The organism is Bacillus gobiensis (assembly GCF_001278705.1).
Taxonomy (GTDB): Bacteria; Bacillota; Bacilli; order Bacillales; family Bacillaceae; genus Bacillus; species Bacillus gobiensis.
This window is the reverse complement of record NZ_CP012600.1, coordinates 2,945,141-2,960,364: the sequence shown is the minus strand read 5'-3', so window position 1 is coordinate 2,960,364 and position 15,224 is coordinate 2,945,141. Positions and strand designations below refer to the sequence as shown.

At 39.2% G+C, this 15,224-nt stretch carries 17 protein-coding genes; 6 read left to right on the top strand and 11 right to left on the bottom strand.

All coding sequences use genetic code 11. The annotated features are described in order from the left end of the window. Positions 1-70: 70 nt before the first annotated feature. Positions 71-949, bottom strand: a complete 879-nt coding sequence (locus tag AM592_RS14790) for a YitT family protein (RefSeq protein WP_053604508.1) — start codon at positions 947-949, stop codon at positions 71-73. Positions 950-1,125: 176 nt separating this feature from the next. Next, the gene (locus AM592_RS14785; RefSeq protein WP_053604507.1) at positions 1,126-1,545 is read right to left on the bottom strand and encodes a YwpF family protein; all 420 of its coding nucleotides are present in this window, start codon (positions 1,543-1,545) and stop codon (positions 1,126-1,128) included. A gap of 260 nt (positions 1,546-1,805) precedes the next feature. Between AM592_RS14785 and ssb the strand changes: the two genes are divergently transcribed. The 4 genes from ssb (at position 1,806) to AM592_RS14765 (ending at position 5,226) form a co-directional block, all read left to right on the top strand. After that, positions 1,806-2,147, top strand: coding sequence for a single-stranded DNA-binding protein (gene ssb, locus AM592_RS14780; protein ID WP_053604506.1), 342 nt, complete (start codon positions 1,806-1,808; stop codon positions 2,145-2,147). Positions 2,148-2,389: 242 nt separating this feature from the next. Continuing rightward, positions 2,390-2,965, top strand: a complete 576-nt coding sequence (gene ssuE, locus AM592_RS14775; RefSeq protein WP_053604505.1) for an NADPH-dependent FMN reductase — start codon at positions 2,390-2,392, stop codon at positions 2,963-2,965. Between the two features lie 176 nt (positions 2,966-3,141). Beyond that, positions 3,142-4,359: a threonine synthase gene (locus AM592_RS14770; protein WP_053604504.1), complete on the top strand. Its 1,218-nt coding sequence runs from the start codon at positions 3,142-3,144 to the stop codon at positions 4,357-4,359. Between the two features lie 126 nt (positions 4,360-4,485). Continuing rightward, a complete protein-coding gene (locus tag AM592_RS14765) occupies positions 4,486-5,226 on the top strand; it encodes a metallophosphoesterase family protein (RefSeq protein WP_053606125.1) in 741 nt (246 codons plus the stop codon). 93 nt (positions 5,227-5,319) lie between these two features. On the opposite strand, the gene AM592_RS14760 is transcribed toward AM592_RS14765, so the two are convergent. Together AM592_RS14760 and AM592_RS14755 are read right to left on the bottom strand one after the other, a co-directional pair. Beyond that, positions 5,320-5,790 carry a GNAT family N-acetyltransferase gene (locus tag AM592_RS14760; protein WP_053604503.1) on the bottom strand — a complete coding sequence of 157 codons (471 nt, stop codon included), beginning with the start codon at positions 5,788-5,790 and terminating at the stop codon, positions 5,320-5,322. Next, a complete protein-coding gene (locus tag AM592_RS14755; RefSeq protein ID WP_053604502.1) occupies positions 5,771-6,430 on the bottom strand; it encodes a uracil-DNA glycosylase in 660 nt (219 codons plus the stop codon). Before AM592_RS14755 ends, AM592_RS14760 begins: the two co-directional genes overlap by 20 nt. 190 nt (positions 6,431-6,620) lie before the next feature. Here AM592_RS14755 and AM592_RS14750 point away from each other — a divergent pair, with 190 nt between their 5' ends. Both AM592_RS14750 and AM592_RS14745 read left to right on the top strand, forming a co-directional pair. Beyond that, on the top strand, positions 6,621-7,400 hold the full coding sequence (locus tag AM592_RS14750; protein ID WP_053604501.1) for a YtvA family blue-light photoreceptor: 780 nt from the start codon (positions 6,621-6,623) through the stop codon (positions 7,398-7,400). A gap of 90 nt (positions 7,401-7,490) precedes the next feature. Continuing rightward, positions 7,491-7,856 (top strand): VOC family protein, encoded by a 366-nt coding sequence (locus AM592_RS14745; protein WP_053604500.1) that lies wholly within the window; start codon positions 7,491-7,493, stop codon positions 7,854-7,856. 303 nt (positions 7,857-8,159) lie between these two features. Here AM592_RS14745 and AM592_RS14740 read toward each other — a convergent pair whose 3' ends face one another. The 7 genes from AM592_RS14740 to AM592_RS14715 all read right to left on the bottom strand — a co-directional run bounded on the left by AM592_RS14740 (position 8,160) and on the right by AM592_RS14715 (position 15,196). Beyond that, on the bottom strand, positions 8,160-8,777 hold the full coding sequence (locus AM592_RS14740; protein WP_053604499.1) for a hypothetical protein: 618 nt from the start codon (positions 8,775-8,777) through the stop codon (positions 8,160-8,162). A gap of 21 nt (positions 8,778-8,798) precedes the next feature. After that, positions 8,799-10,106 (bottom strand): hypothetical protein, encoded by a 1,308-nt coding sequence (locus tag AM592_RS14735; protein WP_053604498.1) that lies wholly within the window; start codon positions 10,104-10,106, stop codon positions 8,799-8,801. 55 nt (positions 10,107-10,161) lie between these two features. After that, entirely contained in the window at positions 10,162-10,296 is a 135-nt protein-coding gene (locus tag AM592_RS25375; protein WP_158320309.1) for an SWIM zinc finger family protein, read from the bottom strand. Between the two features lie 452 nt (positions 10,297-10,748). Further along, a complete protein-coding gene (locus AM592_RS14730; RefSeq protein ID WP_053604497.1) occupies positions 10,749-11,366 on the bottom strand; it encodes a nitroreductase family protein in 618 nt (205 codons plus the stop codon). A gap of 141 nt (positions 11,367-11,507) precedes the next feature. Continuing rightward, positions 11,508-12,713, bottom strand: coding sequence for an acyltransferase family protein (locus tag AM592_RS14725; RefSeq protein WP_053604496.1), 1,206 nt, complete (start codon positions 12,711-12,713; stop codon positions 11,508-11,510). A 14-nt stretch (positions 12,714-12,727) separates the two neighbouring features. Next, positions 12,728-13,936, bottom strand: a complete 1,209-nt coding sequence (locus tag AM592_RS14720; protein WP_053604495.1) for an acyltransferase family protein — start codon at positions 13,934-13,936, stop codon at positions 12,728-12,730. A gap of 390 nt (positions 13,937-14,326) precedes the next feature. After that, a complete protein-coding gene (locus AM592_RS14715; RefSeq protein ID WP_053604494.1) occupies positions 14,327-15,196 on the bottom strand; it encodes a LysR family transcriptional regulator in 870 nt (289 codons plus the stop codon). Between the last annotated feature and the right edge of the window lie 28 nt (positions 15,197-15,224).

Here is a 15,224-nt window from a genome sequence, read left to right as displayed (position 1 = left end):
GAAATTTTATAAAAAAAGAAAAGCGGCTTAGGACGTTAATTTTACGAACAAAGCCGCTTTTCATATATAACTAAATGTTGTTTCCTTTATTTTGAGGGACAGTTGTTGATTCCTGCCCATAATAGCTATGATGTGTTGCAAAAAAAGTTCCTCCCGAGACGTCTTTGACGTTGTGAATAACAACAAAAGCATTCGGATCAATTTCTTTTATAAGCCTTTTTAAATGCAACAATCGATGTGAGCGAACAACTACATAAAGGACACTTCGTTTTTCTTTGGTATACTCGCCATGACCTTCAAACATCGTTGCACTTGAAGACATTTCATTCATGACTCTATGTGAAATCTCTTGGATTTTGGGAGAAATGATATTGACTGCTTTTTTAGAATCAAAACCGCCAAGAACATAATCAGTTGCTAATTTCCCGATAAAGAGTGCGATTAAAGTGTACATTGTATAGACAGGCCCGATAATAAAAATTCCGGCCAACACGACAAGTGCATCAAGTGCAAATCCGGTTCCGGTTAAATTCCAGCCTAAACGCACTTTTAACATCAATGCTATGATTGAAGTTCCCCCTACTGAACTTCCTGCTTGATAAATGAGACCAAAACCTACACCGGTTAAAAGACCGGCAAAAATTGCAGCAAGCAACGGATCTTCCATAGGCTTGCCCAGATTTTCTGTAAGATAAATGAATAATGACAAAAGGGGAACATTTAATATCGTTTTGTAAATCATGTGACGTGGGAGGAATTTAATTCCAACCGCTAATAATATAATAAATATAACAAGGTTAGAGATACTGGGAGATATCCCTAAACCGAAATAAATTAATAGAGACAGACCAACAATTCCGCCTTCAGCGATATGGTTAGGCATTGCAAGCAACGTAACTGAAATGGCGAATAAAAACGTTCCAATCACAATGTAAATGATGTTTTTCATAACACACCTCCTCATTATCGCCTTACATTTTACATGGTTGATTCGATTTTCGAAAGTATAATAGCAAACAAAAAATGCTTGACATTTGAAAACAAGCTTTAGTTCAGACGAAATGAAAAATAGTGGATCAGCTATGTTTCACACAACATGGCTGATCCACTATTTTTATTCGGTGGTTACGAATACAGATTTTTCCGAAAGTTCTCCAAAAGCTCTTGTCCGGTATATCCTTCTTCAAGCAGTTCTTCAAGGATTCCCTCAGATTCCTGTTTGAACCGATTGGAAACCATTCTTCCATCAAGCAAAATGGAAACGCCCTTATCCAGGGTGATTATATTTTTAGCCGTTACTAATAAGTGGGCAGGATGATTGGTTTTTTTAGTAATGGTAACCCATATATTGAATTCTTCATTCTTGTCCAGATACTTTTCGAATGTATCCCTCTGATCATTTGATATGACACATTCAAGCAACCAATGATTATCGCTTTCCTCCTGATTAATGACAAGACCTTGATCGATATGAATTTCTTTGTGAGTCTCGGTGCCATCGACTCGTTCCTCAATCGCCAAGTCGATCAGCTTAAAGGTTTTCATTACATTCACCCCGCAGACTGTAAATTTCTCCTCGTTCATTATAGCACAGAATTGAGAAAGCAAAGCTACAGAGCGTGAATGTAAATAGCAAACTTAATAAAATAAGGATTTCACTTCAATAAAGTACAGGAAAGTAAAAGCTGCACCAATAAAGAGAGAAAAACCTCTGGTTTAACGACTGTATAATCGTTTTATCGCTTTTTTCCTTCTGTGGCAATCTCGATTACAATGGTACCACCTTAGCTGAAAGGAGGAAGTGAATGTTTAATCAAGTCATGCTGGTCGGACGATTGACGAAGGACCCCGAGCTTCGTTATACGTCTGATGGCGCACCTGTGGCCACTGTCACACTAGCTGTAAACCGCAACTTCAGAAATTCCGAAGGTGATATCGAAACCGATTTCGTCAACTGCACCCTTTGGAGAAAAACGGCCGAGAACACAACAAATTACTGTCGCAAAGGTTCTATTGTCGGCGTAAGCGGAAGAATTCAAACCCGCAACTATGAAAATGCAGATGGCAACCGCGTCTATGTAACGGATGTAGTCGCCGATTCCGTTCGATTCTTAAGCGGCAAGCCGCGCGAACTGGTCGAAACGTAAGGAACTAAACAGGCCTACCATCACCTCTTTAGAAAAAATCACAATACCTTCTTCATCATCCCCCATTTTCCAGTCTTAGACTGGATTTTTTTATCTACTGATTCAATCTTTAGCTTGTCTGTTTTAGCTATATATTTTGATTCACCTACACTTTCTAATACGATCATGGTATAGTATGAAAAAAGCAACTGATTTACTTGGTTTATTATTTCACGAGTATTTTCATTAGGAGGTAGAAAAATATGAGTAACGTACTAATTATTTCTGGCAGTCCAACTCCCGGGTCACGTTTGAATGGAATCATTGATTACAGCCAAAACAAACTAGAGGAATCAGGTTTTGAAGTTGACCATCTTATCGTTTCAGAGCTCCCGAGTGAAGACTTAATCAAAGCCAATTTTGCCAGCGAGGCCATTAAGGAAGCTCAAGCAAAAGTTGAAAAAGCGACAGCCGCGATTATTGCAAGCCCTGTTTACAAAGCTTCATACACAGGCGTATTAAAAACATTCCTTGATTTAATCCCGCAAAAAGGTCTTCAAGGAAAAATTGTTTATCCGTTATTTGTCGGCGGTACGATCGCGCACTTTTTAGCGATCGATTATTCACTAAAACCGGTTGTCTCAGCACTGGGGGCCACCAATATTCTTAACGGCGTCTATGCCCTCGATCAATGGATTACCAGAGTTGATGCGAATCAATTTGAGTTAACGGAGGAACTGACGAATCGTTTGGAAACCTCACTTGACGTACTGATTCATGAAATAAAAAGCAAGCCTAGGGGAGTGGACCAGACAGCTTCTGAACAGCCGTTAAAGTAAGATAGATACCCGTGCAACTAATATGTGATGAGCTTCAAATATAGGGTTAAAAGCTGTTATTATAAGTGTAATAACAGCTTTTTTCTATTAAGTTAGCTCTCTGCGATTTTTCTGATTTTCCGGCAATATGCTGCAATCACAATCATATCATTAAGCATCTAACAGGAGGCGTATCAATGACACATAGCTACATCTCACACTTGGAATGCCCTAAATGCAATCGGGAATTTCCTCATAACGAAATTCAGCAGTTATGCAGCTGCGGTTCTCCGCTCCTTGTCCGCTATCATCTGCAAGAGCTGCGGGCAAAATTAAAACCAGATCAATTAAAAGAAAGAGAGAATTCCCTTTGGAGATATCACGAGCTTTTGCCGGTGACGAATCCTGAACATATTGTATCGCTCGGAGAAGGGATGACACCGCTTCTCCCAATGAAGCGTTCGGAAGCGGATATGAATATTCAGCGGCTTTTCATGAAGGACGAAGGCATCGTGCCAACCGGTTCTTTTAAAGCAAGGGGGGCAGCGGTAGGAGTTTCAAAAGCAAAGGAGCTCGGCGTTACTGAACTCGCTATGCCGACCAATGGAAATGCCGGAGCTGCCTGGGCGCTTTATGCAGCCAGAGCAGGCTTGAAATCAACGGTGGTAATGCCTGTGGACGCTCCAAAGATCACAAGAAATGAAACTGCTATTTCCGGATCCAACTTATATTTGGTGGATGGCTTGATTAGCGATGCAGGAAAAATTGTAGGAAAGGCTATACAAGATTTCGGTCTTTACGATGCTTCAACGTTAAAAGAGCCTTATCGTATAGAAGGAAAGAAGACAATGGGGCTGGAAATTGCCGAACAAATGAATTGGTCGCTTCCTGATGTCATTCTCTATCCTACCGGAGGGGGAGTAGGCATTATTGGTATATACAAAGCACTCTCAGAGCTAAAAGAGCTGGGCTGGGTAAAAGGCGAGCTGCCGAGGCTCGTGGCCGTCCAGGCAGAAAACTGCGCCCCGATCGTCAAAGCTTGGGAAGAAAGAAACTCCGAATCGGAATTTTGGGAAGACTCCCAAACAATTGCATTTGGCATAAACGTTCCAAAAGCACTCGGAGACTTTCTCGTGCTTGAAGCGATCTATGAAACGGACGGATGTGCGATTTCGATTGAGGATGCTGTGATTCTTGAGGAGCAAAAGAAAATCGCCTATCTTGATGGAGCCTTTATATGTCCCGAAGGCGCTGCTACCTTTGCTGCGGCCAGAGAACTTAGAAAGAAAAATTGGATCAAAGAAAACGAAACCGTAGTTGCGTTAAATACTGGAGCAGGAATCAAATATCCTGATACGGTAAATGTAGAAGTTTCTGTTTTGCAAAAGAATGAAAGTATAAGCAGCAATTCATGAAGAGAACAGCCTTTATCCAGGAGTAAACCTGGATAGAGGCTTTTTTAATAAATCTAGAAAAAAGGTATTAAATGAACTATGGAAGAACTTATTAGGTGATCTCACTTTTTGGAAGGAGTTGGAGAAGTGAAAATTGCTGCACTTTATGATATTCATGGGAACCTGCCTGCACTGAATGCAGTGTTTGAGGAGCTCAAGGAGGTACAACCTGACCTAATTATCATTGGAGGAGATATCGTCTCTGGACCCATGCCTGTACAAACACTGGACCGTCTTTCTTTAGAAGGTGATAAGGTACGCTTCATCCGCGGCAATGGAGATCGGGAAGTTGTCATTGCATTTGATGGTCAGTCTCTCTCCCATTTGACGGAGAAAGGACGTAAGAGTCAGCAATGGGTCGCTAAACAGTTAACACATTCCCACAGAGATTTCCTCGCCCAGCTGCCAGAACATATAACACTTAGTGTTGAAGGATTAGGGGATATCTTATTCTGCCATGCCACACCGCGTAGTGACGAGGAGATCTTTACACCAAATACCTCAATGGAACGACTTACCGCCATCTTTAATAATGTTGATCAGCAAATTGTTGTTTGCGGACATACCCATATTCAGTTTAAGCAGCAGGTAGGAGGGGTGTGTGTTCTTAATGCCGGGAGTGTAGGAATGCCATTTGCTGACCACCCAGGTGCTTATTGGCTCTTACTTGGCCCAGGAGAGTATGAGTTTCGGAGAACGACATACGATAGGGAAGCGGCAATGAAAGAAATCAATTTTAGCAGTGACCCTCAAGCTCCAGACGTACTCAAGTTAATTGCAGAGGCTGAAGGGATGGCAATGTTAGAGAGCATAGAGGATAAAGACTGAGGTATGCTCATCTCAAGCTTGGCCAGTCGCGATCAAATCCTACGTGCTTAAGATTAATGAAAAAGCTGACTTAGGCACGTAGATTGAACAATCTCATACAATCCTCTTCCTCAGCACAAGCTGCTCGCCCATCACGCCTTCCATTCGTTTTCCTGTATCGAGAAACCCAACCTGTTCATACAGTCTCCGCGCAGGCATGTTTTTTAGGTTTACAGAGAGAACAACATCTGTAATTTCGGAATGATGTTTTTTTACAAAGTCATTTAAGGCGAGCAGCCCATGATGGGCAAATCCCATTCTTTGCTTACGAAAATCAATCGAAAAAGAGGTTAATAGGATAGCTGTTGAGATATCAGTGTAATTCTTGACGATTTCTCCTGTATGTAGAACAAAAAAACCGACTACTTCTTCGTTGGCTAAGATGACGATCGGTGATTTTGTTTCCGATGAATAAAGCATATTGGCTGGCAAAGCAGTATATTTGGCTTGTTCTTCAGGAAGCTCGTAGACCGTTAAAGCAGGAAGATATTTTAATTGGTAATAATCAAGCATTACGTTTGTCATCTTTCGTTCCTCCGCTAAGCTGTTTCAATTTTTCAAAATCCTCATAAATAAGGGGTAATAATGAGCGATTGTAAAAAATGCTGGCCGGGTGGAAGGTTGGAAAAAGGATATATTCCTCCTCTCCCAACACCAGCTGATTATTTTCTAGGCTGTCAAGTTCAAGAATTGAAGTTTGGCAGGCTTTCCCGTGAATTTCCGTCATTTTCTCCTTTTTTCCGGTCAGCCGCTCAAAAGCGACAGCACCCAATGCGACGATGATGTACGGCTTGATTTTTTTGATTTGATAATCAAGCAAAGGTGCATGGGCAATGATCTCCTTTTTATTTGGCTTTCGATTTTCTTTCTTAATCACCTTTTTGCCCCGAATGATTTTTTCCTTCACGCGAAATGGCCTGCTGCGGACTGTGCTAGTGATGTAGATTTCTTCTCTGTTAAGTTCGGCATGCTCAAGAAATCGATCGAGCTCAACACCTGCTCTTCCGCAAAAAGGAATTTCTTTGATGATTTCTTGTTCGCCGGGTGCTTCGCCAACAATCATAATTTCAGCTGTTTCTGAACCCCCGCCAAGAAGAAAACCTTCTACCTGAAAAGGAGAAATTCTTTTTTTGCAGGCATCAAACAATTCAATTGGGATATCCATATCCCCACTCCTTTAATCATTAAACAAACGTTTATTTCATTTAGTATAAAATAAAAAACTCTCCGCAAAAAGATGGAAGGTAAAAAAATGGTTTGAAACATAAAGAATAAGGGAATATCATAAAGGTTATTAAATCGTACGAGTTTTATGTATTACATTTTTACCAAGTAAGAAGGAGAGACCAAGAAAAATGAACCTGGAATCTGACACTCCTAAAAATCAGAAACTGATAAATAAAGCTCTGGATTACGCGGAAGTAGGCGTCACGATCACTGATCCTACACTCGAGGATAATCCAATTGTTTATGTGAACAATGGTTTTTTAAAGATGACTGGATATTCTGAAGAGGAGCTAATCGGAAAAAATTGCAGACTTCTGCAAGGACAGGGAACGGACAAGGAATCTGTTCGAAAGATTCGGGAGGCAATTGATAATCGGAATTCCATTAAGACTCAGCTGTTAAATTATCGAAAAGACGGAACAGAATTTTGGAATGAACTAACCATTGAGCCTCTTTGGATGGAAGAGGAAGGAAAGCTTTATTTTGTCGGGCTGCAAAAGGACGTTACCGAGGATATCAATCGGCAAAAACAGCTGTCAGAATTTACGGATGAAATGTATAAGCTTTCGACGCCAATTGTACCGGTAAGAGACGGACTCAGTATCCTTCCTATTATTGGAACTCTAACTGAAGTTCGCTTCGAAAATTTAATTTCCACTGTGTCAACCTACATAACAGATGCGAAAGATGACTACTTTATCATTGATCTTTCGGGGCTTGTTGAAGTAGATTCATTTGTTGCGGACGCTATTTTTAAGCTGAACAATTTAATTAATCTAACAGGAACAGAACTCATAGTTACTGGAATAAAGCCAAACCTCGCAATGGCTATGGCGCAGCTCCATGTAGAGTTTAAATCATTAAAAACGTATATGAACGTTAAATCGGCTTTAAAGCAGATTAAGTGAGAAAAAAATTAGATGGACTAGCCAGAATAAGCATCTTCAATTATTATAGAAATACGAACGTAAGTTCTATAAAAATTAGGAGGTTGTGATATGAGTAAAGTTTTACGATTTGAATTTCAGGTTCCAAATCCTGAAGAAGCAATTGAGTTTTATTCAAATTGTTTTGGCTGGAAGTTTGAAAAGATGCCTGGGACGCACGACTATTGGTTTATTTTGACAGGTGAAAGTGATAGACCTGGTATCGATGGAGGATTAATGAAATCTCCTGATGGCGCTACCAGAACGACAAATTCCATTGAAGTCTCTTCGGTTGACGACTATCTTAAGATTGTTGTAGATAATGGAGGCAAGGTAGTAGTGCAAAAAACAGCAGTCCCGGGGATGGGTTACTTCGCTTATTGCTTGGATAATCAAGGGCTGCTTTTTGGTGTATCTGAAGAAAATACAGAGGCTTAATAACAAATGTGAGAGAGTATGTAGGGAAAATTTATTAAAACTCCTTATCAAAAGGAGTTTTTTAGCTGAAATCAAAGAAAATGATAATGAGCAGGTATGGAATTAATAAAAAAATGGCCCCGCTATGACGGCGAAAGCCATTCCCCAGCAGTTCTTTTCATTTGAAACTGTTTTAGGGAATAATTGTACTGTACTCGGGATAATTGTGGCCGTTCACGTGGAGAATTGCACGGTTGTTGGAATAATTGGCCCGTACTCGAGAATAATTGCACGGTTGTTGGAATAATTGCACCGTTATCAAAATTAATTGCATTTCTTCAACAGCTTATCCACACGCTTCTTTTGAGGATCCGATAGCATGTCTCTTCGGTTGATGAGAACTTCCTTAAAGTCTAATACATTTTCAGGTGTTACACATACAAATGCCCGCTCTGCATGCTGGCCAACTTCCTTTGGTCTGCACGTGTTCAAGTGTTCGATGATGGCTCGAAACATGGTCGGCTCATATTCTTTATTTGCTTTTGCCAGCTCGGCAAACAGGGTGATGCTGTGGTCTCTTGTGATGACGCTGCCTTTTTCATAGGCATGAAAGATCGTTTCTCTCTGTTCAAAAAGCTGGGCCGGTTTAAGGTGGGCAATTTTTGATAGTGCGGTCATTGCACCCCAGACCATTCGGTTATTTTTCGAGTTTAATTGTTCAATTAAGATCGATACATACGGGGCAATGAGTTCAGGTTTTCTTTCGCCGACTTCACTTATCACCTTTATGCAATCTGCAGCGATTTTTTTATTGGTATTGGCTAAATCGTCAACGATCTCCTTAATTCCAGCAGCATTTTCCTCAGCACATAATTCTTCGGCTAAAGCAATATTTGGTTGTTCGTCTTCACGATCCAGATAATAAGCAATTTGTTTGATCATTGCGTTGACTCAACTCCTTGACTATATCTTTTCAAGCTCATCAATGAATGCCGGCCTTCTTTTATATGTTTGTTGAAGGTTTTCAATTAACAGATGGGCATGGATGTCGCCGCTAGCTTTTTTGAATGTTTTGATCTTCTTACACACCTTTTTATATTGCTTTCTATTACTCGATTCATGAGCTTCAATTTCTATCCATTCGGCAAATAATTTGATGACTTCTTCAAAATAATCTTTAATAAGGTACGGATGAAGATATTCAATCTCCGGTTTATGATTTTGACAATACCTTAAAAGTTTATCAGACATTTTTTCGGTTTTTAATATTTCAACATATGTGGAAGGAGGGTAAGATTGTTTTTCAAAAGTTTCTATCATTTCTTGCAAGACATTGTTCCACTCTTCTGGTTTGTATAGTGTTTTAAGCCTAGAATAATATGTGTACTCATTTTTATATACAAAATCTTGCAGTAACTTCTTCTGCATGGTGACGTCGCCAAGTTTTTCATAAGCAAGCAGCTGATATTTTTTCCATTTATCAACAAGTCCCGGATATTCCTTGTCAATTTCTTCTCCTTCTTCACATAAGGACAATACTTGTGAAAATTCACCTTTTTCTATTAAGTGAGTAATCGCTTTTTCTCTAAAGGGGTTTAAACCCAAATGCTCAAAAATAAATTTTAATCCCTTTTCTTCTTCATCGAAACGCTCAATTAGCTGTTGCTTGAGAAGCAATAATTGTTCTTTTTTATATTCGGAAAACCAAGACTCTCCGCTTAAATTCTCTAGCATATTATGAATCTGTTTTTCTAATTTGGACCTTAAATCTGAAATGCTGCAAAAGTATATACAAATTTCTAAAAGTCTTATTCGCAAGTCATCCCAGCTATCATAACGTTTATGCTGCGCTTCCTTCATCAACTTTTTGAAAATACCCTTCTTTTGAGAATCCTTTAATTGATGAATATTTGAAGTTAATGCTTGATCTATTATGTCAAAACTCTCTTCGATAACACTGCCCACAAAACCATTTGAATCATCACAATATTGCAGCATATCGACAACAGGTGATAAAACAGTGATTGAAAGGAACACTGCACTTTCCGTATCGCCAACTTCCATCTTTTTATCAGCTTTTTTAAGCGTCATCTCTGCTCCCCGCAGCGCATCGCTTACACGGTTCCACTCAATAAATCCGCGACTTTTAGCTTTGTTTATATATTCTTTAATTAATTTTTTGCTGGATTGAATCTCGTCCTCTTTTGCTCCGTATTGAAATAAAATATTTTTTTTAATATCATAATTTTCTTCCGAGAGCTTAATAATCATTTCCTGCAATTCATCATAAGAGAGATCAGCAAGTGTTTTTCTGATGTCACTTTTCTTATTTTTCAGAGGTGAAATGTAATTTCTGCCTTAACGCATAAAAAGCTGCGGCTTGGTGTTTACAATAATCTCCCCGATCATAAGGGCAGTCACAAAATGAAACTACAATCTCATTATCGCCGTCAATAGACACTTCAACATTGTAATTTGAAGTCCCGACAACTTGAACAAGATACTGATTTTGCTTTATTTCATCTATCGTTTCAATTGACCATGATTAAAATAATCGAAGCCGCGTTCCAAAATAACTTTATCAAAATGATTTTCGAAATCGAAAAGATTCATCTAACATAACTCCTTTAAATGAAGGATAAATAAATTTTAGCATGTTTATCGATTCAATTTCGACAGTAAAAACTTTTGGGAGTGATAGGTCTGAAGAGAGAGGTAGCACTTACAAAGAAAGTTTATAAAGATAGGCAAAACGAGAAGCGTCGAACCTCCAATATATCGACGACCTTCCAGATATACCGGCGATCCCTATCATTTTTACAATTTTACCGCCAAACCGTCAGAAAAACGAATACAATTTATCAACTATAAAAAGAGGCCGGAACAAAGTCCAGCCTCTTTTTTCAACGATTCTTACAACCAGGTAGATACTTCTGTGACAGGAAAACGACCGCTTTGGTGAGCGGGTTTCACTGATTTGCCGACAGATATGAGCATAACCGGAACATATCTTGAATCTATATCGAAAGCTTCGACAAAGGCTTCTTTATTAAAGCCGCCGATCGCACACGTGTCATATCCCTTTGCTTTGGCTGCGATCATAAACTGCATAGCAGCAAGGGAAGCGTTTGAAAATGCCGCTTCTCTCGGATACGTCTCATTGGTGTAAGCCCGATTGATCTGGCCTAAAAGAGTGTCTTTTACTTCTTCTGTCATATACCCGGCTTCTGCAAGCGGACCGTAGATTGCTTCTCCATTTAAATTCGCTTTCACATCACCCAAAATAGCAACAACAGCAGAAGCTTTGACAATTTGATCTTGATTGAAGGCGATCGGAAGAAGCTTTTGCTTCGACTCATCGCTGTGGAATACGGTAAAGTGCCAGTGCTGCAGGTTCCATGCGGAAGGTGCTTTAGTGGCAAGCTCTAAAATTTGCGTAAGGTCTTCTTTTGAAATTTTTACATCAGGATCGTACGCTCGAATGGAAGTTCTCGTGTTTAATACTTCGATTGTATCTGTGAGTGTCGTCATGGCAGTTCCTCCTACAGTTTTTCATATTGAACTTACAAAAAGTAAGCTTATATTCCTATCTTATCGGTTGATCAAGTCAAAATCAACTACGACGATTATACAATTAAAAAAGACCAGATCCAAGTGGACCCAGTCTCTCTATTAAACCTCTCGTTTGACAGGAATCTCGTTCGTCCGTTTGCTGAATATCTTTCCAATCAATACCCTTCCAAATTTGATTCCGGTTTCCTCTACGACTTTAAATAAAATCAGTGAAACCAGAATGTTGATGACTAAGAAAGCAAGTAATGAGACGGCTGCAGTCTGTATCACTCCTAAATCTGTGTATGATATAACCGCATTGACAACTATCGGAATAATGATCATGTGCGTTAAATACAATGAATACGAAATATCAGCGCCAATTTTTGCAGCTTTGTTGGATAAGCATTGCTTGATTATGTAAAGAACCGAATTGACCCGCGGGTGAACCAAGCGCTTTACGTCATCGGAAAACATCAGCGTAATGATGCCTATCGTGACAAGTATCGTCCAGCGTCCCTGGAAGGGCAAGACAAGAAGAATCCACATGCCAAGATGAAACCGGCTCGCTCTTTTTAAGGCAACACATGCCATAATCATTCCCAGTACAAAAAAGTGAAGCTTAAACACTATGAGGGAAGGTGCGCCGAAATCAGCCAGTATTCCGGAGCTGTCCCATGATCCGAAAAGCTTTGGCGCCAGAAACCCGATGACAAATGAAGCTCCGGTAAAAAGAAGCAGTGTCTTGTTAATTAAAGCTTCGTTTCGGAAGAAAATCAAAAACAAAATAGGGAAAACAAGATAAAACTGCATTTCTAAAGAAAGACTCCAAGCCGGACCTAGCAAGCTGGTATTTTGCCCGGGAATCAGGCCATGTAAAAATGTGAGATGCGAGAACAAGTCACTCATCCCTGGAATCGCTGCAGAATTAAAGGTAGTTCCGAAGCTTGCTTCCTTGCCAGTAAAAAAAGAATAGTTAGAATGCACATATTGAAAGTTCGTTTTAAATAAGACGAAAGCAGCCAATATCGCGACGAAATAAATAGGATATAATCGGACAAGCCGCTTCAGCCAAAATTTAAAAATCGTCGTCTTATCACTCGGCGGCTCTTTTTTTTCTTTTAGTAGGTAGTGATACATCATTAGGAAACCGGTTATAATCATAAATCCATCAACGGCAGGACCTGCACTTAGCAAAATATCACTAATCAACGGAACGGAAATAAGCTCTTTTCCCCCCGTGTACGTATAGAAATGACCTACGGCGACCCACAAAGCCAATAGAAGACGAGTACCATCTAAAAACTTAGTATCGATCGGTTTCATTGGTTACTCCTTTCCTATGAGGTTTGTTTTGCCTGATTAATAACAGGTTCTTGGACTTTTCTTCCATACAGCTTATTGATCAGCGTTCGTCCAAGCTGGATACCGTTCTTTTCAACTGAAAGATAAAGCAGGTAACAGATGACGAAATTCACAAGCAAGGAAATCAATAGTGATAAAACAAGAATTGCCTGCTTGCTGCTCACATAAGGCTGCAATAATTGGATTGAGACTAAGATCATTGGCGGCATAAGGATCGTATGCAGCAAATAAAAGGAGTAAGAGATATCGGCGCCAATCTTAAATGGTTTAATCGATAAAGCCAATTTGAAAAAGTTAAGAAAAGAATAGATGCTTTTATGCAAATATGGCCGATATACCTCTAACATCGTCATAACGAATAGGAATCCCAGCAGCAATATTGTTAATTTGCTTTGAAGTGGCAATACAACCGCCATAGAAAGAATGAGAAATAGCATATGAGTTTTTTTCAGAGCCACTGAAGCCAGCAGCATGCCAAACAAAAACAATGGAAGCTTATACAACAAAATAGACGGCGCTCTAAAGGTTGCGTAGAGCCCTTCCTGCGGATGATGTCCGAAAAGCTTTATAGTAACAAGTGATAATACTGAAGTTAAAACGATAAAAACACCGAGACGGTATTTGACCGCATTTTTTGTACCAAAAAATACAAAGAACAGAAACGGGAAAAGAAAATAAAATTGCATTTCCAACGACAAGCTCCATGCGGGTCCAATAATTCCTAAAACATGAGAAGGTATAAACCCATGGACAAAGGTTAAATGGCTAAATAAATTCGATAATGTCATTCCAGCTCTGTCGATTGAAGACTTAGCACTCCACTCTTCATAGGAAATATTGCCGAAGAACATCAATGATTCGCTTCTGCAGTAGATAATAAACTCATAAGCGAAAAACCCAAGTAAAATTGCCAGCAAATAAACGGGATAAAGCCTGAAAAAACGTTTGATCCAGAATTTAGAAAATGTACTTCTTAAATAATAAGGATCCTTATGTTCTCTTAAAATATAGTTATACATCATCAAAAATCCGGTAATCACAATAAAGCCATCTACAGCTATCGTCCCATCGGGTACAGAAAATGGAAGCTTGTAGGCGACCATACTATTAAAATGAGAAAGCGCTACCCAAAGAGCCAATAGAAAACGGGTTCCATCTAAAAATTCCGTGTTTAGCTGTCTCATAGATCCTCCTTATTATTCCTTAAATTGATCGGAATGATCGGATATTTACTTTTAAAGTACACCTCCTATAGGACTGTCGAAAATAAATTTTCTACTGTTTTCTTAACCTTATAAAATAGTAATATTTAATATTATTTTTTAAAAGTACAATTCGACTTATATCGAGCGTTTTTTTTCCTTTCATTCCTAGTCATATCAACCCCTCTTATATGACAATTAAAAGACAATTCTGTTAATCCAGTGCCATTCGTCCTGAGTCAAACGTTAAGAATGGAGGATCTTCTCCAAAAGCAGAATGAAATAAGAGAAGTGATAAAGTGGGTGAAATAAAAATAGAAGGTCGCCATGAAGACATGACGACAATTTAACAAAACGATGATGAGTATAGACCTATCGATCATTATTCAGCGAGGATTTTGTTAATTCGGCAAATTTCTTTGCTGCGGGGGAAAGGTTATATCTTGTAGCAAGACCAATCGACCGATAGCTGTCTATTTCTAATGGAATGGCACGGACACCTGGCAAAAGTGAATTTAATACCATTTCCGGTAAAATACTAATGCCAATATGATGTGCTACCATAGACATAATTGCACTTTCTTCCATTAATTCAAAGCGGACATTCGGCTGGACATGATGTTTTTCGAATAAAAGCTTAACATCATGATAACCGCCATATGCAGGCATAATAAACTGTTCGGTCTCTAATTGTTTAAATGAGATCGATGATTGATTGTATAGTTTACTCTCGCTGGAAACAATACACAGGAGCCGGTCTTTTGTTAGCGGGATGACATCAAATTGATTAGAGTGGCTGACGTTAATAAAGCCGCAATCAATTTCTCCGCTCAATAGCCACTGTTCAATTTCAATATAATCACCTTCTAGTAGTTCGATTCTAATATCAGGATATTTCGCTTCCATTAATTTAACAATATTAGGAAGCCAATTTGTGGAGACGCTGGTGAAAATACCGATTCTTATCGTTCCTTTTGTAAGGCCGACGATATTGGCAGCTTCTTGCTGGACTTTCTCGTTAAAATGCAACACCTTCCGTATTGTCAGCAGCATCGTATCTCCTTCATTGGTTAATGTAATGCCTGAACGATTCCTGTTTACTAAGGCAAAACCAAATTCTTTTTCAAGACTATGAATCGCATGGCTGACGGCAGATTGAGTTAAGCCTAATAAATCTGCAGCTTTTGTGAAGCTGTTTACTTCGGCCACTTTATTGAGGATTTCATACTTAATGATGCTCATGGCTGTACCTCCTTAACATGAAATTAAT